The 21,373-nt window shown below is 63.8% G+C and carries 25 protein-coding genes, 1 tRNA gene and 1 pseudogene; 5 read left to right on the top strand and 22 right to left on the bottom strand.

The window, feature by feature from the left end:
- Positions 1-26: 26 nt before the first annotated feature.
- Positions 27-371: a hypothetical protein gene (locus tag ACFOYU_RS10025; RefSeq protein WP_377033390.1), complete on the bottom strand. Its 345-nt coding sequence runs from the start codon at positions 369-371 to the stop codon at positions 27-29.
- Positions 372-1,456: 1,085 nt separating this feature from the next.
- On the opposite strand from ACFOYU_RS10025, the pseudogene ACFOYU_RS10020 reads away from it, so the two are divergent.
- A pseudogene (locus ACFOYU_RS10020) lies at positions 1,457-1,689 on the top strand (metal/formaldehyde-sensitive transcriptional repressor).
- A 698-nt stretch (positions 1,690-2,387) separates the two neighbouring features.
- Here ACFOYU_RS10020 and ACFOYU_RS10015 read toward each other — a convergent pair.
- From ACFOYU_RS10015 to ACFOYU_RS09930, 18 genes are all read right to left on the bottom strand, one after another.
- Entirely contained in the window at positions 2,388-4,943 is a 2,556-nt protein-coding gene (locus ACFOYU_RS10015; protein ID WP_377033389.1) for a hypothetical protein, read from the bottom strand.
- A gap of 1,220 nt (positions 4,944-6,163) precedes the next feature.
- The gene (locus tag ACFOYU_RS10010; RefSeq protein WP_377033388.1) at positions 6,164-6,439 is read right to left on the bottom strand and encodes a hypothetical protein; all 276 of its coding nucleotides are present in this window, start codon (positions 6,437-6,439) and stop codon (positions 6,164-6,166) included.
- A 38-nt stretch (positions 6,440-6,477) separates the two neighbouring features.
- Positions 6,478-7,269, bottom strand: coding sequence for a hypothetical protein (locus ACFOYU_RS10005; protein WP_377033387.1), 792 nt, complete (start codon positions 7,267-7,269; stop codon positions 6,478-6,480).
- Positions 7,270-7,483: 214 nt separating this feature from the next.
- A complete protein-coding gene (locus tag ACFOYU_RS10000; protein WP_377033386.1) occupies positions 7,484-7,897 on the bottom strand; it encodes a hypothetical protein in 414 nt (137 codons plus the stop codon).
- A gap of 630 nt (positions 7,898-8,527) precedes the next feature.
- Entirely contained in the window at positions 8,528-8,887 is a 360-nt protein-coding gene (locus ACFOYU_RS09995) for a hypothetical protein (protein WP_377033385.1), read from the bottom strand.
- A gap of 258 nt (positions 8,888-9,145) precedes the next feature.
- The gene (locus tag ACFOYU_RS09990) at positions 9,146-9,577 is read right to left on the bottom strand and encodes a DUF6634 family protein (RefSeq protein WP_377033384.1); all 432 of its coding nucleotides are present in this window, start codon (positions 9,575-9,577) and stop codon (positions 9,146-9,148) included.
- Positions 9,574-9,849, bottom strand: a complete 276-nt coding sequence (locus ACFOYU_RS09985) for a hypothetical protein (RefSeq protein WP_377033383.1) — start codon at positions 9,847-9,849, stop codon at positions 9,574-9,576. The genes ACFOYU_RS09990 and ACFOYU_RS09985 overlap by 4 nt, the downstream gene beginning before the upstream one ends.
- A complete protein-coding gene (locus ACFOYU_RS09980; protein WP_377033382.1) occupies positions 9,846-10,217 on the bottom strand; it encodes a hypothetical protein in 372 nt (123 codons plus the stop codon). The genes ACFOYU_RS09985 and ACFOYU_RS09980 overlap by 4 nt, the downstream gene beginning before the upstream one ends.
- Entirely contained in the window at positions 10,214-10,456 is a 243-nt protein-coding gene (locus ACFOYU_RS09975) for a hypothetical protein (RefSeq protein ID WP_377033381.1), read from the bottom strand. Before ACFOYU_RS09975 ends, ACFOYU_RS09980 begins: the two co-directional genes overlap by 4 nt.
- Before the next feature lie 10 nt (positions 10,457-10,466).
- Positions 10,467-12,101 (bottom strand): AAA family ATPase, encoded by a 1,635-nt coding sequence (locus ACFOYU_RS09970; RefSeq protein WP_377033380.1) that lies wholly within the window; start codon positions 12,099-12,101, stop codon positions 10,467-10,469.
- A gap of 86 nt (positions 12,102-12,187) precedes the next feature.
- Positions 12,188-12,559 carry a hypothetical protein gene (locus ACFOYU_RS09965; RefSeq protein WP_377033379.1) on the bottom strand — a complete coding sequence of 124 codons (372 nt, stop codon included), beginning with the start codon at positions 12,557-12,559 and terminating at the stop codon, positions 12,188-12,190.
- A gap of 84 nt (positions 12,560-12,643) precedes the next feature.
- Positions 12,644-12,976, bottom strand: a complete 333-nt coding sequence (locus tag ACFOYU_RS09960; RefSeq protein ID WP_377033378.1) for a hypothetical protein — start codon at positions 12,974-12,976, stop codon at positions 12,644-12,646.
- Between the two features lie 11 nt (positions 12,977-12,987).
- The gene (locus ACFOYU_RS09955; RefSeq protein ID WP_377033377.1) at positions 12,988-13,287 is read right to left on the bottom strand and encodes a hypothetical protein; all 300 of its coding nucleotides are present in this window, start codon (positions 13,285-13,287) and stop codon (positions 12,988-12,990) included.
- Between the two features lie 82 nt (positions 13,288-13,369).
- Entirely contained in the window at positions 13,370-13,564 is a 195-nt protein-coding gene (locus ACFOYU_RS09950) for a hypothetical protein (RefSeq protein WP_377033376.1), read from the bottom strand.
- A gap of 41 nt (positions 13,565-13,605) precedes the next feature.
- A complete protein-coding gene (locus tag ACFOYU_RS09945) occupies positions 13,606-13,857 on the bottom strand; it encodes a hypothetical protein (protein WP_377033375.1) in 252 nt (83 codons plus the stop codon).
- 189 nt (positions 13,858-14,046) lie between these two features.
- On the bottom strand, positions 14,047-14,571 hold the full coding sequence (locus ACFOYU_RS09940) for a nucleotidyltransferase domain-containing protein (protein ID WP_377033374.1): 525 nt from the start codon (positions 14,569-14,571) through the stop codon (positions 14,047-14,049).
- 366 nt (positions 14,572-14,937) lie between these two features.
- Positions 14,938-15,013: transfer RNA gene (locus ACFOYU_RS09935), tRNA-Lys, on the bottom strand.
- A 235-nt stretch (positions 15,014-15,248) separates the two neighbouring features.
- Positions 15,249-16,814 (bottom strand): 2-isopropylmalate synthase, encoded by a 1,566-nt coding sequence (locus ACFOYU_RS09930; RefSeq protein ID WP_377033373.1) that lies wholly within the window; start codon positions 16,812-16,814, stop codon positions 15,249-15,251.
- Between the two features lie 382 nt (positions 16,815-17,196).
- On the opposite strand from ACFOYU_RS09930, the gene ACFOYU_RS09925 reads away from it, so the two are divergent.
- The gene (locus ACFOYU_RS09925; protein WP_377033372.1) at positions 17,197-17,523 is read left to right on the top strand and encodes a hypothetical protein; all 327 of its coding nucleotides are present in this window, start codon (positions 17,197-17,199) and stop codon (positions 17,521-17,523) included.
- On the opposite strand, the gene ACFOYU_RS09920 is transcribed toward ACFOYU_RS09925, so the two are convergent.
- From ACFOYU_RS09920 to pdxY, 3 genes are read right to left on the bottom strand one after another with little or no spacing between them, the layout of a single operon-like run.
- The gene (locus ACFOYU_RS09920; RefSeq protein WP_377033371.1) at positions 17,514-18,227 is read right to left on the bottom strand and encodes an NUDIX hydrolase; all 714 of its coding nucleotides are present in this window, start codon (positions 18,225-18,227) and stop codon (positions 17,514-17,516) included. The two genes, ACFOYU_RS09925 and ACFOYU_RS09920, sit on opposite strands and share 10 nt — an antisense overlap.
- A complete protein-coding gene (locus ACFOYU_RS09915) occupies positions 18,227-19,135 on the bottom strand; it encodes a PhzF family phenazine biosynthesis protein (RefSeq protein WP_226742208.1) in 909 nt (302 codons plus the stop codon). The genes ACFOYU_RS09920 and ACFOYU_RS09915 overlap by 1 nt, the downstream gene beginning before the upstream one ends.
- Positions 19,135-19,983 carry a pyridoxal kinase PdxY gene (gene pdxY, locus ACFOYU_RS09910; RefSeq protein ID WP_226742207.1) on the bottom strand — a complete coding sequence of 283 codons (849 nt, stop codon included), beginning with the start codon at positions 19,981-19,983 and terminating at the stop codon, positions 19,135-19,137. The genes ACFOYU_RS09915 and pdxY overlap by 1 nt, the downstream gene beginning before the upstream one ends.
- A gap of 151 nt (positions 19,984-20,134) precedes the next feature.
- On the opposite strand from pdxY, the gene ACFOYU_RS09905 reads away from it, so the two are divergent.
- The 3 genes from ACFOYU_RS09905 (at position 20,135) to ACFOYU_RS09895 (ending at position 21,331) form a co-directional block, all read left to right on the top strand.
- Positions 20,135-20,656: a DedA family protein gene (locus ACFOYU_RS09905; RefSeq protein WP_226742206.1), complete on the top strand. Its 522-nt coding sequence runs from the start codon at positions 20,135-20,137 to the stop codon at positions 20,654-20,656.
- Positions 20,657-20,717: 61 nt separating this feature from the next.
- On the top strand, positions 20,718-20,870 hold the full coding sequence (locus tag ACFOYU_RS09900; RefSeq protein WP_226742205.1) for a hypothetical protein: 153 nt from the start codon (positions 20,718-20,720) through the stop codon (positions 20,868-20,870).
- A 101-nt stretch (positions 20,871-20,971) separates the two neighbouring features.
- Complete coding sequence (locus ACFOYU_RS09895; protein ID WP_226742204.1) at positions 20,972-21,331, top strand: hypothetical protein; 360 nt, start codon at positions 20,972-20,974, stop codon at positions 21,329-21,331.
- Positions 21,332-21,373: the final 42 nt, after the last annotated feature.

Below are 21,373 nucleotides of genomic sequence, written 5' to 3'. Positions count from 1 at the left end.
GCCACCGGCACGGGGCCGGTGCAGGACTAGGCTTTCGGAGGATGCTCAGGAGGGGGCGCGGGCAGGCCGTCGCCGAACTGCGCCCGATAGGGAATGATCTCCACCGCAAGCGCGGCCCGGACCACGATGGGGGTGGCTGTCGGGGCACTTTGGGGGCACTTGGTGACGCAGAGCACGGCGAAGGGGCAGGCCTTCATGGTTCCACAGTCGGGCGGCGGCTGGTCACAGCAGGACATGTCGTCCACCGTGGCCACGACTGGCCCAGACCCGTTCATGCCAGCACCCGACGACGCGGCGGACGCGCCGACAGCGACAAGGCTCACGACTGCAAGGATCGTCAGCAACCGGGAAAGGGCAGACCAGAATGCCATGCCTCAGGCTTTCACACTTTGGCGGATTCGGACAGCCGCCTCCGATCACATGCCCGTTAGCGACCGGCATTTCGAGGAGTGACCGGGATCAAGCACACTGAGCGTGTTGCGAGCCCGGGTTGGTCCAGCGGCCTTACCGCGGGTCCGGTTCCCCTGATGCGAGGACCAGATCTTTCTCCCAGGACCGGGCGGCCTCTCGGGGCCCGAGCAACTTCCCAGATGGAAACCAAAGATGAAACGTTATGTAGTAGAATGGCAGCCAGACTCCCTGGCGCGGCGGCGTTGGCGGCGGCCAGCACCTCCGTGCCGGCCCAACCGGCCGGCGAGGGGTTCTATGCCGCCGACATGGTCCGCGCCCTCATGAGCTAGGTTGGTACGACAAAGGCGTGTCACCTTCTGGTTCGGAAAGGATGGTCATCAAGCCGACGACGGGATGTAGACGAGCCACGTGTACTACTCCGCCCACCGCGGTTGCCGTTTTGATTGACAGCGGCCCTGAAAGGGATTTCGCCGTTTCAGGATGGAGGGGAGTGCTCTACATGGAAGAGACCGCTGTCTCGTGCACTTTAGGGCAGCCGCCTGGACGAGATCTACGTACCCCAATGCAGGCTGCCAGTTGCCACCGCAGAGTTTGCAATGGTCAAGAAGTCAACCAAGCCAACCATCAAGATGACGGGCGCTCCCTTCGAGCCGACGGGAGCCGAGCAACTCAATCGGCGCAGGCGGCGGAAGGCGGAAGGCGGTCTCCGGCGTGCCCATGCCTCAGCGGATCCCCTCGCTGCCCTGCTTCGCACCAGACGGGGGCTGCTTTGGCTCCTTGGCGGCGCCCTGCTTTTCGCTGCGACCCTGATTGGCATGCTTGTCGCAAGAACGTGAGGCACGCCGCCCCGTCCGCACAAGCCACGAATGCGGCGCCTCCACCCTTTTGCTCGCTCAGATGGCCACAGCGTGGTTTGGGCTGACCTACGCTCCTTGGGTGCCGCAACGCTGGGGGTTGCCCACCGAGAGGTCAGATAGTGTACCCCCTATGTTACCGGCTGCGGAGCAGTGGCATGGCCTAAACCACTAAGAACAAGACAAAGCTTCTGGCCTGGGTGCGCAGGATCCAGGGCAGGTCGAGGCGGTCGAGCAGGCCCTGGAGGCGGAGGTCGGCTAAGCCGACGTGCTGATGCTCGTCGCCTCGGTGCGCGAGGCAGTCAACGGCCTGACGGCGGAACTGCTGGAGGAGCACATAAGGCATCATGTGGTCGAGCTGGGCGCCGTCCGTGCCTGCGGCGCCCAGGAGCTGATCGACGTGGTCCACACATACCTGAAATGAGCTGCCGCTCCCTCGCTGGCGAACACCGATGGTGATTGGATGCACACCCTTTCCCTGCAGAGCCCGCAACACGAGCACGTCTTCCTAGGCCGCAAGATCAGGCCAAGTCGATCCTGGGTGTTTCAAAGTTGACGCCAGGGCGGGAGCTCCGGCCTATGCTCAACCTCATGCCTAGATACCGCATCATCTGCGCATCGCCTCCCCATGGGCCTTCATGGACTTCATGGCCTTCGATTGATGGCTTAGCCCGGCCATGGAGCTGCGCTGGCAGGCCCATCTCACCCCATGGCGTGCCCATGCCAGTCCCATGGAGGACCCTTCCCGACGGAAGGTCTATATTGGGAATAAATGACCATATGGGGATGGTTGGGTATGATGTCGCCAGGGCGCGGAATTGGAGTGAGAACACCATAACGGCGGAATGGCAAAGCTCATGCCATAGCTAAGGCGGACACATGGGCCTCGTTGATCGTCTTCCATCCCTTGCGACGCGGGGCTTCTTCGTGGCCTGAATATGGACGGTTACGCAAGTGGGCCCCGAAACGCTGAACCCCGCCCATCGTTCGGTCTAACCGGGTTCACCCACGCTGAGGCGCAACAGCGAGCGTCCTTTGATAGCACTTAAATTGCACCGTGGCTCGGACATAGGACAAGAGCATGTTGCTCCCGCCGTTCGCACGATTGACGCCTTGCGCCTCTCAGGCCGTTTCCCGAAATAGGGGGTCAGCGAGCCGGGCCGCCCTAATCCTCTCCATCCGCGCCTCGAACTCGGCAGCGCGCCGAGCCTCCTCGGCGGCATGAGCCGCCCGGATCCAGTTTGATCTGACCGATGCCGGCTGGGGCGTTCGCGTCAGGGTGGCCTCAGGAACTGGTCCTAAGACCCTAGAGGTATACATGGCTGCCTTGGAGGCCCTGCCGGGCCTTCCAGAGGCCAAGGCGGAAGTCTGCGATGTGGACAGCTCGAACAGGCCGGACTGGTTTGTTACGGCGACGACCTTCCCTGGTTGAATGACGGGGTTGAGCATAGCAGCGGGACCGCCGGTCAGATCCTGCCGCGGGACCCGGGACGGCGTGGAGTCCCTACGGCCCTTCGAGGCATTCTGGGAGATCTTGAGACCTGCGTGGTGATGACCAGGGCGGCTCACCGCTCTGGGCCCCTGCCCCGAGTTACCTTTGGCCTTGAGGTGGGCCAGGGGACCTGGGCCCCTGGAGATCTCATCGTCCGCCTCTAGCCGATCCTCCAGGCCGCCTCGGATAGCCTTCCGGTGGGCAAGCCTGGAGGTCGGCCTGGAGGAAACAGCAAAGCCACCTACGCTCTCCTTCAAGGAGGCCTCAACCCTTCCAGATCCCCGGCCCCCAAGGGGAGCCACGAACCCTTCCAAGGGATCCTCGACACCACGAGAGGGCTCTAGGAAGTCGAGGGGTCCAGGGCTTAAAGGTAACGGGGAAACGGAGGGGAAGAGGGAGGGAAGGGTCTGTAGGTCGGTTTCCAGCGAAGTACATGATATTCCTATGGGAATTCCGTCAAATCTTCGATCCCATTCCGACCTCATGAAGTCTTCCACGACGGGACGATGCTGCACCGGGACGACGACCGAGTCGTGGACCGGGAAAGCGGGGATGCCGCCCTTCACGCAACGTGTCAGGATGGCCATCATGATGTCGCTGTCAATCCGCATCAGGCGGACGCCACGGTCCCTGCCGAAGTCGGCCCGGATGGGGGCGTGGCGGGCCAGCAGGGCATCGTAAATGGCAAAGGTGGTGGCCTCGTCGTGGAGCCAGGGCTCCTCGTTGAGCATGGAACGCTTCATGAGGGCCTTGACGGTGCCCAGGCGCCTACCTGGGGCATTGACGGCAATGAGCAACGCGATCTTGATGTCGTCCTCGGAGACGCCAGGGATGGCGTGCTCCCCGAGGTCGTAGGCCCTGCCTTCCATCCGCAGGCCGCGCATCGCGTAAAGCATGGTCGGGTGCAGCGACTTGAAGTCGAGCTCGCAGACCGCGTGACCGTCGATGGTGAGCTTCTGGCGCAACTCTGACGGCAGCGCCTGGGGCCAGCAGTAGGCCCGCCCGCCCATCTGGAATGATCCGCGACAGAACGACCGGTAGATTTCGACACTCGGGGTCGGAGACAGGTGCTGGACGAATTGGCGGCCCTCCTCGTCGGTCCGGGTGATGGTTATGCCCGAGCGGCTGCCGACGATTGCCAGGTCGGGATGGGCGCACATGACGTCTTGAGCATGGAGACGCACGTTGTGCTTGGCCATGAAGGCGTTGTATTTGCGGACCTGGTTGGCCATGCGCTCGACGTGGCCAGTCTCGCGGACCTCTACGTTCTGGCCCTTCTTGTTCCGCATGCGGATGGCGGGGCCGCTCTCGCGGGCAAACCTGTTCACGCCGCGAAAGGCTTCAACCAGGGCCGACTTGGCCCGATAGCGCGACTGGCGCCCCTGGATCTCCTCCCCGCTCACGTCCTTCCACACGATGAGGTTGGCCTCGTCTTGAACCGCCCGGTCCTCAAACGCCAGTCCTGCGTCGTGCAGCAGGCCGAGCGCCCGCATCATGTACGTGTGCGAGGCCCACTCGGGCCACTTGGTCCGGGCGGCGCTCCACCACTCGCGAGACCGACTGATGGAGACCCATGCATCCTGGTCGAAGTCGGAAGCGCGGGCCAACGCTGTTGCAACCGCGTTCACGCAGGCGACCACCTCGTCTTTCTCATCCGACAGATCCAAGCCCGGCAGCGCGTCGAGGAAGCGCCTGCTGACGCGCCACTCCGGGGTGAATGGGATGTCACGCCCCATGTCGGGAACAAGACCATCCATCTCTGCTTCGTCGTTGTTTATCGCTGTGCCGGACGCATGTGGCAGAGCAGGAACGGTGGCGAGGGGCTCGGACACCAGCTCAGCGGCTGGCTGAAGCTGCGCCACGACCGCTGGGGTGGGCTTGGAGGTAGCAGCCGGCTTGGTAGGGGCCGTACAATGCACGGGCAGCGTGCCCATTCCAAGGAACGGCCTGTCCTCGTCATCTGTATCGTCATCGCCGCAGTCGTTGACGGACGGGTCGAACTCGGGATCTACCAGGAAGCCGAAGGCATGCGCCGGGACAGGCATCTCCTCGGCGGGAAAGTGGATGGCCTGGTAGTGGAAGGGGTCTGCCGCGATTTCCGGGTCGAGATCGACGAGCGCGAACCCAGTGCTCCCCGGCTGCTCACCCTGGAATGCCGAAGCACCCGTGAATTCGTGCGAAGTCATCGGATTTCTGTCCTTTACTCACGGGAAAGGTACCCTGCCCGCCCGCGCACACCACCGTGCTCGATTTGCAAGCAATGGTCTAGCTCGATGTGAGGCTCAACGGGGATAAAAGCAAAGCAACCGCAATGACTTATCTTAGGCAGCCTCACCCACTGAAAGTGCGGATTTGGCGTCGGAAGGGTAGTACTTTTCAGGCCCTTTGGAGGCCCAGGAACGCTCCTTCCAAGGGTCAGATTGGAGTGAGGTGTATCCGGACCTGTCTCAGGCCTTCAAACCCGTGGAATCGACCTCTAGGACCTCGGATCCTCCAGGCCAAGCGCATTTAAGGCCTCCCTGTTTTCTTAGATCAGGATCATTGACCTTGTTGGAGACCAGATCCGGAAGACTGAAGACAGCTTCAGGTTCGACACATGGGTGCACATTGGGCGTGCCGTCCCTGCACGCCCACGGCCAGATCGGCCGCCCTTATCCAGAGTTTCGCAGAGTACCAATGAAGCGAAAGTCGAGGGCTCGTAATCTACGGATTGAGCCGGCCCATTCACGTTCCCGGCTCATCTCAAAGGGGCCTACCAGGAGCGCGGGAGCTACGACCGAGCCGCCACCCCGCTTGAGACAGCTAAGACAGCGGTCGGTCGGCGCTGCGCCAAGTCGATCCGGAGCCACGACCCAGCCGTGCAGGTAGTCGATAGAAAGGTCGAGTTCACTTCCAAATCGCAGAACGTGCCGCCTCAATATCTGTCCAGCTTTTAGCCGCACTCGGAAGCGCAAGGGGCTGACCACTCGTGGAGTGGATGAGCCCGGGTCGATGCTACCGACAGCAGTTTCGACGGGACCAATCTCGACTGCAAGAGCGAGGTCACCGAGGCCTGTTCGGTGCTGCTCCCCGATCCCGGTGTGGGGTACCCGGCAAAATGCAACGGTCCCACCTTGCCGGCCACTGGACATTCCGCGCAAAACGGACCTCATTAAATGCACCCTGGTCACTTGGATACAGAACCGCACGCTCAGGCACGCCTCCTTGGATTATCAACCTAGAGTGCCTGGCCCGCTGCAGAGCCATAATCAACCTCGTCGGCTCGCGCTGGGACAGGCCCGAGTTGGCAACACTGAAGCAGCACTCCACGACCGCAAAGCAGCTCGGTTCGGATCAAGAAATACATAGCCTACATTCGGCTGCCCTATCCCAACCGCGAGAAAGACCGGAACGCCCGCCGGCTCAATCAGAGGTGTTTCTCTGCTTCGGCCCGATTGTGTTGTGCCACAGCCAAGAGCTCTTCCTGCAGCGCACGGCCTTCGGTGACTTCCTCAGCATCTCCCTGAAGGATATTGCTGCTCAGGCGTGATCGGTTTCCATCGGCCCGGGCCGCCATGATGCGATGCCAGTTGAGCCAGTCCTTATGTGTGACTGGAGCCTTACCATTGGGCATGGTGGGTGTCTTAAGCTCATTGAGAAATGCCAGAGCGGCACGAATGGCTTCGTCGAGTGTATCGAACATCTTATTAGCCCTTTCTTTGAATGCACGAGTTCACGTGCTCAAATGAGGTTGTCGAGCGCCGCGGCGTCTCCGTCCAACATAGTCTCCGGCAGTGGTACTCTCGGCCGCACGATGCCGCGATATTTCGCCCGCTGGTACTCGCGGGCGAGGAGCGTCTGCCATAACTCCTGCTTCGCCTTGTCCCAATCGTGGTGTGCCACCACCAGGATCCCATATGCTTCGTGCAACGCTTGGGGTGGAGTAAACCAAGGCGTAATGAAATCCGCGAATCTCTCATCGAGCACTGTCTCGGGATCCTCCTGAAGGATCTGGTCGATATACCGCCTGATGTCACCCGCGATCTTTGCAGCATACTTCTTCGCAAACGTGGCTGCTCGCTTGCGTTGGGTCTGCAGCTTGCGGTTCATGATTGCCTGCTCACCGTTAGGAAGACCTCGGATTTGTCGAGCTCGTCCCCGATGAATGTCCCACCGCATTTCGCGGTCGACGAGGCGCCAGGCGCGGGTGCCATGACAGGTGGTTGCCTCCTCCAAGAGATTGAGGCGAAGTCCCCAACCTATCAGGTTGCCGGCCCGGCGGTGATTGAACTCGTTCGGTTTCTCAGGAGAGCCACCTCGTCTCCGGGCGAGCATGTCGACATATCGCTCAACCAATTCATCGAAAGCTACGTGCTCACGACTCCCAAATAGCGCGATGAGATCCCGGTTGACGCCCCATTCCCAGCATCGCCCGGCGGCAAACGGGCAAGCTTGAATGGCACGGGTAAGGACCTCCTCGGGCGGGGCGCTGAAGTAGCTGTAGGTTCCAGAGGAATTACGGTACATAGCCATAGCGAAGTCTCAGTGATGTCCTGAAGTCAGCCCCCGCCGGAAGGGGGGCTTTTCCGGTTGGGAAGGAGGTTTCAGGACGAGGGCATGTTGATAGAATGCGAATACAGCGACCAGTGGCGCGCTACCGACTTAACGTCGCCACCCCGACAAGGCACGGAGTGGGACCCTGGAATGGGCCACGCCCTCGTTGTGTGGTTCCGGCATCCGCGAGCGGTCACTCGCAATTCTGGACAGCTTCGATGATGCGCATGTGTTCGTCATACTCAGCCCGCGCCACTTCGACTGTTACCCGCCTGTCATCGGAGAAGAGCCAGCACGACGACTGCTGATCAAACCAGTAGAAGACCAGCGAGTATCCATCGCAAGACGTCACCCTGAGTTCGCGCATCACCAGTTGCTCCCATGGAGATACTCCATCTGTCGCGGGATCCGGGGAGCCATAAATTCCTTCGGCGTGCAGGATCCACTCATACGGATAGATCTGTTCGATGGCCCACCGCTTGCGACGGAAATCCTTGAAAGCCAGATTGAGACGACTTACTCCGATGAGGCTCTCCATCTCGCTTTGGGAGCGGAAGTAGTTGTCGATGATCGCGTGAGGATGCTTATTATCGGTTGCGTCTGACATGTCTGGATCTCCATCTTCGATGGCTTAGGAGAACCGCGGTGCGCTGACTTTGTCTAAGGATTCGGCGGTCGACAGTTAACGGGAAATCGCACTTTCTTAAGGAGTCGTAGCTCCATGGTTAAGTATTTCCTTCTCGGAGCATATTTCGACTCGGGATGCTGATGCTTGAACCATGCTGGAAGCGGTGAACCAAGCCGCGATCCAACCATGTTGCGTAGGCGACATATCCATTGCCATGTTTTTAGCGAATAGAAGCCGTTCCCCCGTTACTCCTATTATTTGTAACTTTTTCCCGAGTGGACACGTCCACGCACCAACGATGGCCTCACCTGCGGACGCGTCTGCACAACCGATTACTACGAAGCACCGCTTAGGCGAAATATCCAATGGCGGGAGCTCTTAGCAATCAAATCTTGCCACTTCACGAGGTGACGCGGAGTGGCGTTTCCAGTGTCAGGAACCAAGTAGGTAAGTCATGAGCTGGGCTCCTTTGCCTCAATTGGAAGCGACGAGGCAACACGATAGACAACAGGCTGTAAGCTGACGATGCCATGGCGCGCTTGTATCAATCGTGCGACATGATCATCAACGTGTTGAGCCATCCTTTGAGCCTGCTAGAGATTGTTCTAGCTAATCTCCCGTGCCGAGGTGGTACTCACCGGACGGACACACCAAGGTCCCAAACACAATGCTTGACTGGTTGACGTAGAAACCAACCAGGCGATCTAGCTTGCCCCGGATACCGCTCTCGGACTTGCTTGCCCTCCCCTCCGCCTTCTGCGTCAGCCATGCGCCGGTGCTGGGATCATGCAGCGTGCATGACCCCTCGACAGTCCAGGCCTTGCCCGCCCGCTTGAAGGTCAGCGTCGCGTTGTAGGACAAGCCTTCACGGACCTCCTGAACACTCAAGCTCCAAATCGGCCAGCCTGGCCCGTCCCATGCCTGAGCGGACACAGTCGATAACAAGAGCGTGAGAACAGCGAGACGCATGCAGGTTTCCTTTGTGCCTTTCCGTGTCTGCCCGCCGTCGGACGCACGTGTGCCCGACGTCTGCTACGTCACCAGAGAACGCTTGCCGCACATAGGCTTGCGATGATGGCGAGCGAGAGGACGACGAGCGCCGGTGCGGCGTCGCGAGCGAGAGACGGTGTGTCGATTCGTTTTTCGGTGGACATGGCGGCCTGCGCGGTGGGGTCGCCATGGTTATGAGTCTGGACACGTCCACAAGCAATGCAGACGCGTCCGCAACTATGGCCGCGGCGACGTGTCGTCGTCCTCGACCGGCGGCAGGCCACCGTCGGGCCCGAGCTCCGGGAAATAATCGCGCGGGGGCACCGCTGGTGGAGGCAAGTCGCTGACCTTGATGGTCGGCCCGGGCCCGAGGACCTCCTCGGCGATCTCCTGCACGGTCCTATGCACGTAGCGGCGGCCCAGGCGGTAGAACAGCGAACGGGTGCGCATCCACGTGCCATCCTCGGCGGTCCTGAGGACCTCCCCTGTGAGCAGGTGGCCCGTACCGTGCTTCGGGTGACCATGGACCTTGCCGAAGAGCTGGGTGACACCCTTGCGGTTGACCGGATACCAGTCCTGCAACACGGGGGCGATGGCCAGGTCCATTTCGGTCGGCTCGATGCCAGCCACGACGAGGTCCCATTGCTCGCGTGTCAGTCGGTCCTTCATGGACAGCCTCCCTGGCGCGGCGCCCCAAGACGGTAGCCGCCATTGTACGAAATCGCCCAGCCCTCAGCCTCGTCGTACGCTTGAATGACGCCCGTGGTTATCTGTGCGCCATCCTTAAAGCGAGGATCGGCCCCACCGAAGAGGATGCCGCGGATGTGCCAGTCCTCGCCTTCCGTGACGATCTCGTAGTCCTCGATGATGGGCGCGGACGACATCATGCCGGCGGGAGGCCTCCAGTCGTCGTCGAGTGGGTAACGTGAGCGGCGGGTCATAGTGCAGTCTCCAGCTGCGCGTGGTCAGAAACAAGGGCCCATGCCGTGCCGTCGGCCAGGAACGACACGACGTCGGCTTGGTGGATCGGGAGGAACGCCGGCCGGGTTGTGAAATGCCCAGCGCACCACGGGCTGTATCCTATCTGAACGAAGGCTCCGTCGACCGGCGGTGGCGTCATCAACGTGCCCTGGATCCAGGCGTGCACTGACCGCTGCCCGCGCTCGATGCAGCGCCGCCTCTCGCCCTTGCGGACGACCATGCGGCAGCCCTGCAAGGCGACGAGCGGGAGGTGGTCGACGACGCGCCCAGCAACGCGTAACGACCACCTCCTCTTGACCGTGTGCCAGTAGACGTCGGCCCGGGTCACAACGCGTACCTCCTGGAGGCCTTCAACACTTGCATGACGTGCCAGGCCTGCAGCACCTCCGTCGACGTCGCCGACGGGTGTTCGATGATCACCCACAGGGCCTCGACGAGCTCGTCGAGGCGGTCGGCCGCGAATGACTGGTGGAAAGCCTGGGCGGCCTGCTGCGGGCGCGCGTCGTGCTCCAGGAAGCCGGCGCCGAGGTCCAGCGCCGCCGCGATGGCGGTCGAGAGATCGTACATGACGGCCCTCTCAGTGCGCGAGGTTCGGGCTGTTGCGCAGGGCCACGAGGCGCTCCACCGCGCGGCGCAGCGGACGGATCGAGCCGCCCTTCCACGCCCTGAGGGCGTCCAGTTCGACATGGTCCAGGTCCGGCACGAAGCGCGGGTCCAGGCCGCTCTCCTCGCGCAGCCTGGCGACGATGCCTTGCGCGATCACCTCACGGTACTGGGCCCGGGGTGCCGGGATCTCCAGCACGAGGAACCGGTCGAGCAGCGGGCCGCGCAAGGCCTCGATCCGGTTGCAGGTCGCCACGAACGACACCGGCGAGAGATCGACGTCACATTCGATGTATGCATCGAAATAGGCCCTCCGCGAGCCAGGCTCCAACATTCCAAGCAGCACATCTGACAGGGCTCCGTTCCTGCGGCTCGTGCCCGCCTTCTCCAACTCGTCGAGCACGATCATGGGGTTCGGCGCCATCGCGCGGCGGATCGCCTGCAACGGCACGCAAGCTCTGCCCGAATGCCATTGGCGCGAGGTCGAGCCGAACGTTGCGTCCGATGTCCCGCCGCACGGATACTCTGTGACCGCCATGCCCAGGGCTTGGCCCAGGGCGCGGGCGGCCTCGTTCTTCCCGCAGCCCGGCGGGCCCCAGAGCAACAGCGGCGGCAGCGCCGGGAACGGCCGGCCCACCTGCGTCTCCAGGGCACGGTCGATCACGCCGTGCATCCACGGGAACCGGGCCTTCAGTGCCGTCGACGTCTGCACCAGGTCGGGCATCGGCCGCGCGGGCAGGCGGACGTTCGAGAGCGGCAGGAACTCCGTGTAGGGGCCCTCGCCCTTGCGCTGCGGCAGGTGCGTCAGGTCGCCGACGCAGACCTGGCCAGGGCGCGGCGCCTGCTCGACCTCGGGCTCGAAGTCGTCCGGTAGCATCTGGTAGATGTCGGCCTGGACCGAGCCCGCCGGATTGTCCATGAGATCCCGCAGCGCCTTCCCGTGCTCCTCGCGCCGCCGCTTCTCCTGCTCCCCGGCCAGCCGGGCCTTTGCTGACAGCACGTCGAATGCGATCAGTCCGATTTGGGCGAGATCGGCCATCGCGCTGTCATGCCCGCGCTGGCGGTGCCATCCATCGTACGTGACGGGGGCTCGCGCGACGACGGTCTCCCAAGCGGTCGCCCAGAGCTCCGCCTTCGCCAGCGTGTCGGGGGCGCTCTTGACCATGTCGTAGACCGCGTCGGCGACGGCGGGGGCGGCCCGCTCGGAGCCCATGCGCCACGCGTAGTAGACCAGCCTCCAGCGGGCGTCGGCGACCTCGTCCAGGGCGCGAGCCGGCACGTCACCGGTGTCGAAGCCCAGGATCTCCTGCGCGTAGTCCGCCGCGGCTTGGGTCGTCTGTGCGCATGGGTCGTCCCGCAGAGCGTTCAGGAGAACCGCGAGGGCAGCGCACTGGCCGCCGTATGCCTGGAGCATTCGGGAACGCTGGGGAGCCCAAACGTAGATGTCCCGCTCAAGCGAGCCATCATGGAACGGGAAGCAGCGGTAGAGCTGTTGAGTGGTTGGCAGCTCGGTGAAGCTGCGGTTTCGCTCTGACTGGGATTGCTTGATGAGCTCGGCAAGCTCGCGCACGCGCTTGCTGCCCCGGCCGTCGGGGTTTTCGTCTGTCATGGTGATGGCCTCTGTTGACCCGTGCCGCCCGGAGTAGTCCGTGGTCGGCCTGTCGCGCACCTTACGACAGATTGGTTAACAAGCCATTAAGAATTGAACGATCGATCCTTGTCCACAGGCTCGCCCCGCAGGTCGGCGGCGAGGTCCTTGGCGACGGCGGCGACGACATGGTTGGAGAGCCCGGCGCGCATTGCCTGCGCGGTCGCGTCGGTGAAGGACTTCGTCAGCCCGGTCTCCCGCAGCAGCAGCGCCTGGCCCTGCAGCTTCTCGATGACCCAGAGGGGCACGGTCGTGTGCCCCGCGGCCCAACGCTGGGCGGTCCTCGTCGAGACGCCGACATAGTCCGCCAGGCGGTAGACCCAGCCGTATCCGAGCACGCTTTGCCCGAGCTCTCGGAAGGCCTGGACCTCGGCCTCGTCGATGTGGGCGTATCGAATCTTCGGCGGCTGCTCACTCATGTGGACAGGAATGCGACGGGCCCACGAAAAAGGAAAGCCCCGGCTTGGTGCCAGGGCTTCTCGCGGTCGGGATGAAGGAGGCCTTCAGGCCGGGGCCAGGGCCTTGAGCTCGGCGACGGCGGCGTCGACCGCCACGACCGCCTCCTCCAGGCTGCCGGCGAGGCCGTTGCGCTCGACCCGGGAGAGCTTGACGTAGCCGTCCACATACCAGGCCCACGTGAGCTCGCCTTCCTGCGGATGCAGCCACAGGTGGAGGACGTTGAACCTGTCGACGCGGACCTTGCGTTCGAAGAAGACCCGCTGGCGCAGGGTGCCGCCTAGAGCCGAGAGGCTGGCGCAGGCCTTCCACCCCTTGAGGAACTCGTCGAGATCGTGAGAGACGTCAGGGTCGATGTGCAGCGATGCGTTGAGTTCCATGATGCTCCTCCTCAGGCGCCCGGGCGCAGGTCGTCGGTTTCCTCGATGTCGCGGAGGGCCGCGGCCAGGGTCTCGCATTCTTTGGCGGCAGCCCGGAGCTGCCCCGAGCGGGCAGCCAGCAGGTCGGCCAGGACGCCGGGCACCCACGCCGCGACGGGGCGCTCGCCCGACGCCCAGCGCTGGATGAGCCTGGGGTCCAGGCTCTCCCGGATGCCGCCGGGATGGCGGGGGCCCAGCAGGCGGGCCATGGGCCGCTGCCACTCGGGGCCGAGGAGGAGTTGGCCCGCGCGGGCCAGGGTTTCGGGGTCCATGTCGATCCTTTCAATCTCGCCCGTTGCCGAGAGGCCTTGCCGGCCCCTGGGGAACGGGCGGGGCCGGAGCCCCGCTCATGTCTCAGTAGTAATCGGCCAGGAAGTTCTTGCCGCGCTCAGTGATCACGAAGTGGCCGGAGATCCACTCCTCGAACACGAGCAGGCCCTTGTCGATGGCGTAGTGGTACTCGTCGTCGATGTCCGACGTGAGGGTGCACGCCTTACCGGCAAGGCGGCGGATCTTGGCGGCGACGCGGCGGAGGAAGGCTTCGTCCATGGTGAGCTCCTGTGGTGCGATGGGTTGCGGGATGGCGGAGCTCAGGCCGCGGCGGCGGCGTAGCGGCGGTTCCACCAGGCCACGAGGGCCTTGCGGCTGCGGGCCTCGCTGAGGGGGACGTGGATGTTGGCTGTCTGCAGCGTGTACGAGCGGCCGTCGGCGTCCTCGCGGTGGAACTGGACGCCGTACTCGGCGCGGCTGCGGCCGTTCATCGTCGTGGTCATGCCGGTGGCCGTGACCTCGACCTCGCGGTTGGCGGCGTCGATGAAGAAGTGCGCGTTAATCCTGGACATATCGAGGTTTCCCTTCGGGTTGTGGGCGGTCACTGCCGTCCCATGTCCGTCGATATACGGACAAGATCGCGAAGGTCAATGCCATGTCCGCCGATTTGCGGACAAAAAGAGAGCCCCGGATCGCTCCAGGGCTTCAGGTGAGGGTAACAAGGGCGGCCTGGCTCATCACGCCGGCCGCCGAAATCAATGCTAGCGATTCGTTCCGCCGTCGCCAGGGATGTCGTCGAGATTGTACGGCTCCCCCGTCTCGACCCGGGCAGCCCGGATCCGGGCCAAGTCGTCCTCGGATAGGTCCTCGACCCGCAGGGCGTGGCGGAGGCCTCCGGCGAGCTCGGCCTCGGCGTCCGGGTATGCGTCGGCCAGCGCCTGGATGCGTGAGATGGGATCGCCAGGCCTGCTCCAGATCACGATGCAGTCCCGCGCGATGTCGTGGCTCACGCTGTTGACGTTCCCGCGCTGTGCCTCGAACACCGATTTCCTGATCGGGACGACCTGGATCGGGATCCCGAGATCGGACACCAACGGCCACAGGGTGAGCGGCGTGAACCGGCCGGGCTCCACGTCGTCGGGCAGGATGACGCAGAGATCCCAGTCGCTGGCGCCGTCGTGGTCCCCGCGGGCGCGGCTGCCGAACAGGACGACGGCCTCGGCGCCCGTTGCCTCGGCCAGGCGGGCGGCGGCGGTGCGGACGGCATGCGGGATCTCGATGCTCATGCCGGGAGCCTGCAGCTGCCAGAATTCTCCGTCAACGAAGAAAGCCCCGTTTTCAGGGAGAACGGAAGGGGCACCGACCAAACGTCGACCAAACATTGGCCGCGACGAACGCTGATCAGGCATGACGAGCGGTGACGAGCGATCACCGGAATCCGTTATAGTGCATGGGCTTCCGGTGATCGCAGAGGGAGGGCGTTTGGTAGGCAGCCCCGTTTGGGACGTGGGGGTCGCAGGTTCAAATCCTGCTACTCTGATCTGAACGCATTGAGGTGAGCGACTACCCCCGCCCCAATTCCGCCCCAGCGCATAAAGCGGCCAGCGCCTTAGCGCTACCCTTTTGCAAGTAACTGATTCTGTTGGTAAATTTGGTGGGTGATGTAGGGCTCGAACCTACGACCCGCTGATTAAGAGTCAGCTGCTCTACCAACTGAGCTAATCACCCGTCGCCGAAGCGATTTCAGTGGGGTGCGATCCCCGCTGAAGAGGCCGTGCGTGTAACAAACCGTTCGGCCTCTGTCTACCCCGTTCAGAGAGGTTTTTTTGTCCCAGGCGGCAAAATCTAAATCTGCCGCAGGAAAACTGTCGCACCGCGTGCTTCGAGCCGGCCTCGTCCGACCAAAGAGACGCGAAGTTTCTCCAGGCGCCCGTCTCCGGACCGGCGCCTGGTTGGGCAAGAGCTACTCCGCCGCATACTGCGCGTGGAGGCGCGCACCACGGCTGATGAGCTTGTTGAGAGCGCCGAGATAGGCCTGAGCCGAGGCCACCAGGGTGTCCGGATCGGCGGCACGGGAGGTCACGCTGCGATTGTCGGCGGAGAGCCGTACGGAGACCTCGGCCTGGGCATCCGTTCCTTCCGTGACCGCATGCACCTGATAGAGCTCCAGCACCGCCTCGTGAGGCACCAGCGCCTTGATGGCGTTGAAGGTGGCATCCACCGGCCCGTTGCCCTCCTGCTCCTCCGTAACGATCTTGTCGTCGATCTGGAGCTTCATGGTGGCGCGCTGCGGGCCGCGGGTGCCGGCAACGACCGAGAGGGAGACCAGCTTGATCCGGTCGTGGGCCATGGCGATGTTCTGATCGACCAGGGCCTCGATGTCCTCGTCGTAGACGTGCTTCTTGCGGTCGGCGAGATCCTTGAAGCGCTCGAAGGCATCCTGGAACTGGTTGTCGGAGAGCTTGTAGCCCAGCTCGTCGAGCTTGTTGCGGAAGGCCGCCCGGCCGGAATGCTTGCCCATGACCAGATTGGTCTTGGAGACGCCGACGCTCTCCGGCGTCATGATCTCATAGGTCTGGGCGTGCTTGAGCATCCCGTCCTGATGGATGCCGCTCTCATGCGCGAAGGCGTTCCGTCCGACGATGGCCTTGTTGTACTGGACCGGGAACGAGGTCGCGGCCGCCGCCAGCTTCGAGGCGCGGGTCAGCATGGCCGTCTCGATGCCGGTCTCGTAGGGCAGCACGTCGCCGCGGGTGCGGATCGCCATCACGACCTCTTCCAGCGCGGCATTGCCGGCCCGTTCGCCGATGCCGTTGATGGTGCACTCGATCTGGCGTGCCCCGCCCTCGAGCGCCGCCAGGGAGTTGGCGACGGCTAGGCCCAGGTCGTTGTGGCAATGGGCGGAGAAAACCGCCTTGTCGGCATTCGGCACGCGTCCGCGGATGGCCCGGAACATCTCCCGGTACTCGTCCGGGGTGGCGTAGCCCACCGTGTCCGGCAGGTTGATCGTGGTCGCTCCGGCCTTGATGGCCGCCTCGACGCAGCGGCACAGATACTCGATGGAGGTGCGGGTCGCATCCATGGCCGACCACTCAATGTCCTCGACGAGGTTGCGGGCCTGGGTCACCGTCGCCGTGATGATCTCCAGCACCTCCTCCTCGGTCTTGCGCATCTGATGCGCCAGATGGATGGGAGAGGTGGAGACGAAGGTGTGGATGCGCGGGCGCACCGCGTGGCGCACGGCCTCGCCGGCGCGATTAATGTCGGCGGAAATGGCGCGGGCAAGGCCGGCCACAGTGGCATTCCTCACCCGCTTGGCGATGAGCGACACCGCCTCGAAGTCACCGTTCGAGGCAATCGGGAAGCCGGCCTCGATAATGTCGACCCCCATGGTGTCGAGCAGGTCGGCCACTTCGAGCTTCTCTTCGAGGGTCATGGTGGCGCCGGGGCATTGCTCGCCGTCGCGCAGGGTGGTGTCGAAAATCAGAACGCGGTCCTTCGAGGAGCCGGCGGCGGAGGAGATGGTCATCAGTCTAGTCCTTCTCGGGGCGAGCGATCCACGCGCTCAAGGTTGTTCCTGTTGTCCAGAACCCCTGAGAGCCCAGGCATCAAAGCCCAGCCGACCCTCAGGGGCGACTAAGGAGAAGGAGGCCAAGGAGACGCGCGCGGGCGGCCGCTGAAGCGGGGCCGATCATCCATGCGCCGGGGGAGCCGATTGTCATCGCTTCCCATTCCTCCTCAAGGTCGCGGTTACGCCGCGAACGGTGTCATTGGTTGTAACGACGCTTCGAAACGATGGCAAGAGAATGAAATAAACGAAAAGTCCGGAGCGGCGCTCCGTGTGGAAGATGGTCTTGATCGCCGCAAGCTTGGCCTTATCTCCCCGCCGAGTTCAACAGGAGACCGTTCGAATGAAAACCCTGATTCGTCCCTTGTGGATTGCAGGTGCAGCGGCACTGTCTCTGGCGGCCTGCAACCAGACGGCGCCCCCTGCCCCGGGCAGCGCAAGCGTCACCCCCTCCAGCTTCCGCATGCCCGAGGGAACGGGCTGCGCGGGCGAGGTCGCCCGCTACAGAGCCGTCATGGACAACGACCTGGCCATGGGCCACGTCAATCACTCCGTCTATGGCCGTGTGTCGCAGGAGATCGACAAGGCCTCCTCCGCCTGCGCGGCCGGGCGCGATGCGGAGGCGATCCGGATGATCAGGGCCGCGAAGTCCCGCTACGGCTATAGCTGACCGAAGCTCCAGCGGAAGAAGGACTGCAGGAAGAGCGGCATTTTCTGCGGCTCGACGTCGTCGGGTCCGCGGATGATCCGCACATCCGACAATTCAGGAGGATCCTGCAGGGCGATGGCCCTGCGGATCCTGTCCGCCCCCTCCTCCGCCGGGCAGGGAAGCGTCACCATGCGCATCATGGCGACCGCGGGCCAGCGCTCCACGACGATCCAATCGTCCGCCACGCGATAATCGCCTTCGCTCAGGCCCGTTTCCTCGTGGAGTTCCCGGGTCAGGCTCGTCGCCAGGTCGACCGTGCCGTCGGACCGGAGATCGGACAGGTCCGGCGTCCCGGCCGGGAAATAGATGCGGCCGGCATTCGCCGTATGCTCGTGCATGACGCCGCAGAGGAAGGCGCCGTCGGAGCCGCGCAGCGCCCCCATGGCAAAGCCGTTGGCCACGCTCCTGTCCGGATTGCCGAAATCGATCCAGGCGACGAGGCTGGCATAATCGACCTCGAAATACGTGTTGATGCACCGCTCCGGCGTGAGGTCCACATCGCGCAGCATCAGGACACGCCCGTTGAACATCTTCGGCGTCTGAGCCTTGCGGCGCTGCCAGTTGGCCTCGATGTGCTCCCTGTTCTCGCTCGCCCAGGGCCACTCCATGGGCTCCAGGCGCGCCTCGACATGCGCGACCCGCGTGATGCGCAGATCCCGCTCCATCACAGGAGTTCGCCGCGGCTGACCATGACGGCCTGGCCGCCGATCTCGGCGGAGACGAGGGCGCCGTCCTTGATCACCATCTGAAGGGAGATGATGCTCGGGCGCCCCATCTCGAACCCCTGCTCGATGACGATGTTGTGCTCGCCGTCGCCGAGGGGTTCGCACTGCATCAGCGCCCCTGCGAACGACGCCGCGGCCGACCCGGTCGCCGGATCCTCCACGATGCCCATGCCGGGCCCGAACATGCGGGCGCGAAAGCGCAGATCCGCCGCGTCCGGAACGCGGGCATAGACATAGGCCGCCGGGTGGTCGCTGTCGCCGAAGGCCTTCTCGAAAGGCTCGCCCTGCGGCCTCGCCCGCGCCAGGGCATCGAGAGAGGCGACAGGCACGAGGTCGTATGCGACGCCGGCGGAGTGGCGGCTCGGAACATGCCGGTCGAAACCGATCTCCGTCGGATCGAGCCCCAGGCCCCACGCGCAATCGCTCGCCTCCTTGCCCTCGCCCCAGGTGAAGGGCAGGCGGGGCAGGCGGAAGCGCGCCGCTCCCTTCGTTCCGCTCTCCACCTCGACCACGCAGGGAACGATGCCGACCTTCTCCTTGAGACCGAACGCAACGGCGCCGGCGCCGTCCGTCCCGTCCATCAGAGCCAGGAGCACGGCAGTGCCGACGGTGGGATGGCCGGCGAAGGGCAGTTCCCGTACCGGCGTGAAGATTCGGATGTCGGCGCGCTGGCGCGGCTCCGTCGGAGGCAGGACGAAGACGGTCTCGGAGAGATTGAACTCACGGGCGATCGCCTGCATACCATCGTCGTCGAGGCCCTCCGCATCCAGCACGACCGCAAGCGGGTTTCCGGCGAAGACATCGCCGGTGAAGACGTCGAGTGTGACGAAGCGACGGGACATGGGCATCAAACCTCTTCGGCGGTGAAGCGATAGGTGGGGGAAACGAATTCGTCCTGCGCCGCAATGGTCAGGATTTCGCGGGAGCCGGCCTCTTCCGTGCGCTTCAGCAGCCCGTAGATGGAGGCGGACGCCTCCGCAAGAGCCGCCGAGGCGGACCGGGTGCGGGCATAATGGACGAAGAAGAGGGCCGCGACGGCATCCCCCGCGCCGTTCACGCTCAGGGACAGCTTGGGAGTGCGGATGCGCCAGAATCGGCCTCCCTCCCCCGCGAGCAGGTCCACCGAGTCGGATGGGGTCTCCTTCGTCTCGACCGAGGTGACCAGCACGACCTTGGGACCCAAGGCATGCACGGCGCCGATGCCCTGCTTGACATCCGCCAGAGACTCGCTCGTCAGCCCCGAAAGGTAGTCGAGCTCGAACTGGTTCGGAGTGACGATGTCGGCGGCAGGCACGGCCTGCTCGCGCATGAATTCCGGGATTCCGGGGCGCACGAAGACGCCCCGCCCCACATCGCCGATCACCGGGTCGCAGCAATAGAGCGCATCCGGGTTGAGCGAGCGGACCCTCGCGACCGCCGAGAGAATGGCGTTGCCGATATCGGCAGACCCCATATAGCCGGAGAGCACGCCGTCGCAGCGGCCGAGGACGCCGCGCTCGGCGATTCCCTCCACCAGCTCCTCGATGGCCGGTCCGTCGAACACGCGCCCCTTCCAGGAGCCGTAGCCGGTATGGTTCGAGAACTGGACCGTATGGATCGGCCATACCTCGACGCCGAGGCGCTGCATTGGAAAGACTGCGGAAGCATTGCCCACATGACCGTAGGCGACGTGCGACTGGATCGAGAGAACATTCATGGTTTCAGCCCCCTGTCCCATCCGGTTAGCGCATCCGCGGCCCAGCTACAAATTGCGTAATGTGATCGGATCCATCACAGGGCTATAGGCAGGCCCGCCCCATATTCTGATATGCAGCCCGCATCAGGGGCCACGCGAACCGGAGCGGTTAATGGATCTCGACGCCATCAGGAGCGCCGTCATCGGCTTTGTTCAAGCTCACCAGGGCTTGGCGCCCTTCGTCCTCGCCCTCATGACATTCGGCGAATCGCTCGCCTTCGTGTCTCTCTTCCTGCCGACGATGACCCTTCTCATTGCGGTGGGCTTCATCATCGCGGCTGCCGACATTCCCTTTTGGCAGGCCTGGATGGGCGCCGTGGCCGGCGCTTTCCTCGGCAACTGGCTCTCCTACGAGATCGGGCGGCACTACAAGAAGGCCGCCTATGAGGTCTGGCCCCTTTCGCGCAATCCGCGACTGACGCAGCGCGGAGAGGACTTCTTTCAGCGTTTCGGTCCCTGGGCGGTCTTCCTCGGGCGCTTCTTCGGCCCCATCCGCGCCGTCATCGCGCTGATTGCCGGGATCTTCGTCATGCCCGCCCCCTTGTTTCAGGCCGCCAACATGGCGTCGGCCTCGGTCTGGGCCTTTCTGGTGCTCGCCCCCGGCGCAGGACTCGCGCACTACCTCCTGTGGTAGGAAACCGCAGGAACCGAGCGCTCCAGCCTTCATTAACCTCCCACATCGAAGGAGGAATCCGATGGGTAAAGGTAAGATGAACGGCGACAACTCGGCCGACAGCAAGGATCCCAGCCGCTTCACGCGCGGCTCCGGCGGCACGATGAAGAACCGCAACGATCCGGGCAAGCAGGACAACAACAAGGCCCAGAACACGAAGAGCAACCGTCAGTAAGGCAGCGAGGGCTCCCACCGGAGCCCTCTCTTTTTGAACAGGTGGCAATGACTTTCCGTAATGCTACAGCTTTAATGTTGTAACGTTATGGAAACGCCGCCATGCGCTCCCCGCGCCCGGATTCGTATGATTGGTACGACGACGCCCTCGAAGCGCCGCCGGAAATCGATGCCGCCGTTGCCGGCCTGCCGGAATCCTGGTGGGACTACGACTGGTGGATGGCCGGGATCGCTTATTCCGCCCTGTGGCTGCTGGAGAGCTGGACGTCGGGCGGAGCGGCGGCAGGCGCCAGGAGCCTCGTCAACATGGCCTATGGCGCGCTGACCCTCTCGCTCGTCCTGGTCTGTTGCTATGCTCTCTTCAAGATCTGCAAGCCCCTGTCGGAGCGTCTCGGACAGGTGGTCTGCGTCGCAGCCGCCATTGCCCTGCTCCTGGCGCACAGCTTCTCGGCCAGCATCTGACCGTCCCCTGCATGAAATGGAAAAAGGGCGGGTGATCCGCCC

Source organism: Microvirga sp. GCM10011540 (genome assembly GCF_042650665.1).
Classification (GTDB): Bacteria; Pseudomonadota; Alphaproteobacteria; order Rhizobiales; family Beijerinckiaceae; genus Microvirga; species Microvirga lenta.
Note: the sequence above shows the minus strand (reverse complement) of the source record. Positions and strands in the feature narration are given on the sequence as shown.

What these genes read in the sequence shown, in the direction of transcription:
- ACFOYU_RS09915 (WP_226742208.1), bottom strand. Translation starts at nt 19,135, where the DNA reads ATGCCCATGTCCCGTCGCTTCGTCACACTCGACGTCTTCACCGGCGAT.
- ACFOYU_RS10010 (WP_377033388.1), bottom strand. Translation starts at nt 6,439, where the DNA reads ATGTTCGATACACTCGACGAAGCCATTCGTGCCGCTCTGGCATTTCTC.
- ACFOYU_RS09955 (WP_377033377.1), bottom strand. Translation starts at nt 13,287, where the DNA reads ATGGACCCCGAAACCCTGGCCCGCGCGGGCCAACTCCTCCTCGGCCCC.
- ACFOYU_RS10015 (WP_377033389.1), bottom strand. Translation starts at nt 4,943, where the DNA reads ATGACTTCGCACGAATTCACGGGTGCTTCGGCATTCCAGGGTGAGCAG.
- ACFOYU_RS09930 (WP_377033373.1), bottom strand. Translation starts at nt 16,814, where the DNA reads ATGACCATCTCCTCCGCCGCCGGCTCCTCGAAGGACCGCGTTCTGATT.
- ACFOYU_RS09950 (WP_377033376.1), bottom strand. Translation starts at nt 13,564, where the DNA reads ATGGACGAAGCCTTCCTCCGCCGCGTCGCCGCCAAGATCCGCCGCCTT.
- ACFOYU_RS09985 (WP_377033383.1), bottom strand. Translation starts at nt 9,849, where the DNA reads ATGACCCGCCGCTCACGTTACCCACTCGACGACGACTGGAGGCCTCCC.
- ACFOYU_RS09920 (WP_377033371.1), bottom strand. Translation starts at nt 18,227, where the DNA reads ATGGAGCGGGATCTGCGCATCACGCGGGTCGCGCATGTCGAGGCGCGC.
- ACFOYU_RS09975 (WP_377033381.1), bottom strand. Translation starts at nt 10,456, where the DNA reads ATGTACGATCTCTCGACCGCCATCGCGGCGGCGCTGGACCTCGGCGCC.
- ACFOYU_RS09965 (WP_377033379.1), bottom strand. Translation starts at nt 12,559, where the DNA reads ATGAGTGAGCAGCCGCCGAAGATTCGATACGCCCACATCGACGAGGCC.
- ACFOYU_RS10000 (WP_377033386.1), bottom strand. Translation starts at nt 7,897, where the DNA reads ATGTCAGACGCAACCGATAATAAGCATCCTCACGCGATCATCGACAAC.
- ACFOYU_RS09945 (WP_377033375.1), bottom strand. Translation starts at nt 13,857, where the DNA reads ATGTCCAGGATTAACGCGCACTTCTTCATCGACGCCGCCAACCGCGAG.
- ACFOYU_RS09990 (WP_377033384.1), bottom strand. Translation starts at nt 9,577, where the DNA reads ATGAAGGACCGACTGACACGCGAGCAATGGGACCTCGTCGTGGCTGGC.
- ACFOYU_RS09995 (WP_377033385.1), bottom strand. Translation starts at nt 8,887, where the DNA reads ATGCGTCTCGCTGTTCTCACGCTCTTGTTATCGACTGTGTCCGCTCAG.
- ACFOYU_RS09895 (WP_226742204.1), top strand. Translation starts at nt 20,972, where the DNA reads ATGCGCTCCCCGCGCCCGGATTCGTATGATTGGTACGACGACGCCCTC.
- pdxY (WP_226742207.1), bottom strand. Translation starts at nt 19,983, where the DNA reads ATGAATGTTCTCTCGATCCAGTCGCACGTCGCCTACGGTCATGTGGGC.
- ACFOYU_RS10005 (WP_377033387.1), bottom strand. Translation starts at nt 7,269, where the DNA reads ATGGCTATGTACCGTAATTCCTCTGGAACCTACAGCTACTTCAGCGCC.
- ACFOYU_RS09970 (WP_377033380.1), bottom strand. Translation starts at nt 12,101, where the DNA reads ATGACAGACGAAAACCCCGACGGCCGGGGCAGCAAGCGCGTGCGCGAG.
- ACFOYU_RS09960 (WP_377033378.1), bottom strand. Translation starts at nt 12,976, where the DNA reads ATGGAACTCAACGCATCGCTGCACATCGACCCTGACGTCTCTCACGAT.
- ACFOYU_RS09905 (WP_226742206.1), top strand. Translation starts at nt 20,135, where the DNA reads ATGGATCTCGACGCCATCAGGAGCGCCGTCATCGGCTTTGTTCAAGCT.
- ACFOYU_RS10025 (WP_377033390.1), bottom strand. Translation starts at nt 371, where the DNA reads ATGGCATTCTGGTCTGCCCTTTCCCGGTTGCTGACGATCCTTGCAGTC.
- ACFOYU_RS09925 (WP_377033372.1), top strand. Translation starts at nt 17,197, where the DNA reads ATGAAAACCCTGATTCGTCCCTTGTGGATTGCAGGTGCAGCGGCACTG.
- ACFOYU_RS09900 (WP_226742205.1), top strand. Translation starts at nt 20,718, where the DNA reads ATGGGTAAAGGTAAGATGAACGGCGACAACTCGGCCGACAGCAAGGAT.
- ACFOYU_RS09940 (WP_377033374.1), bottom strand. Translation starts at nt 14,571, where the DNA reads ATGAGCATCGAGATCCCGCATGCCGTCCGCACCGCCGCCGCCCGCCTG.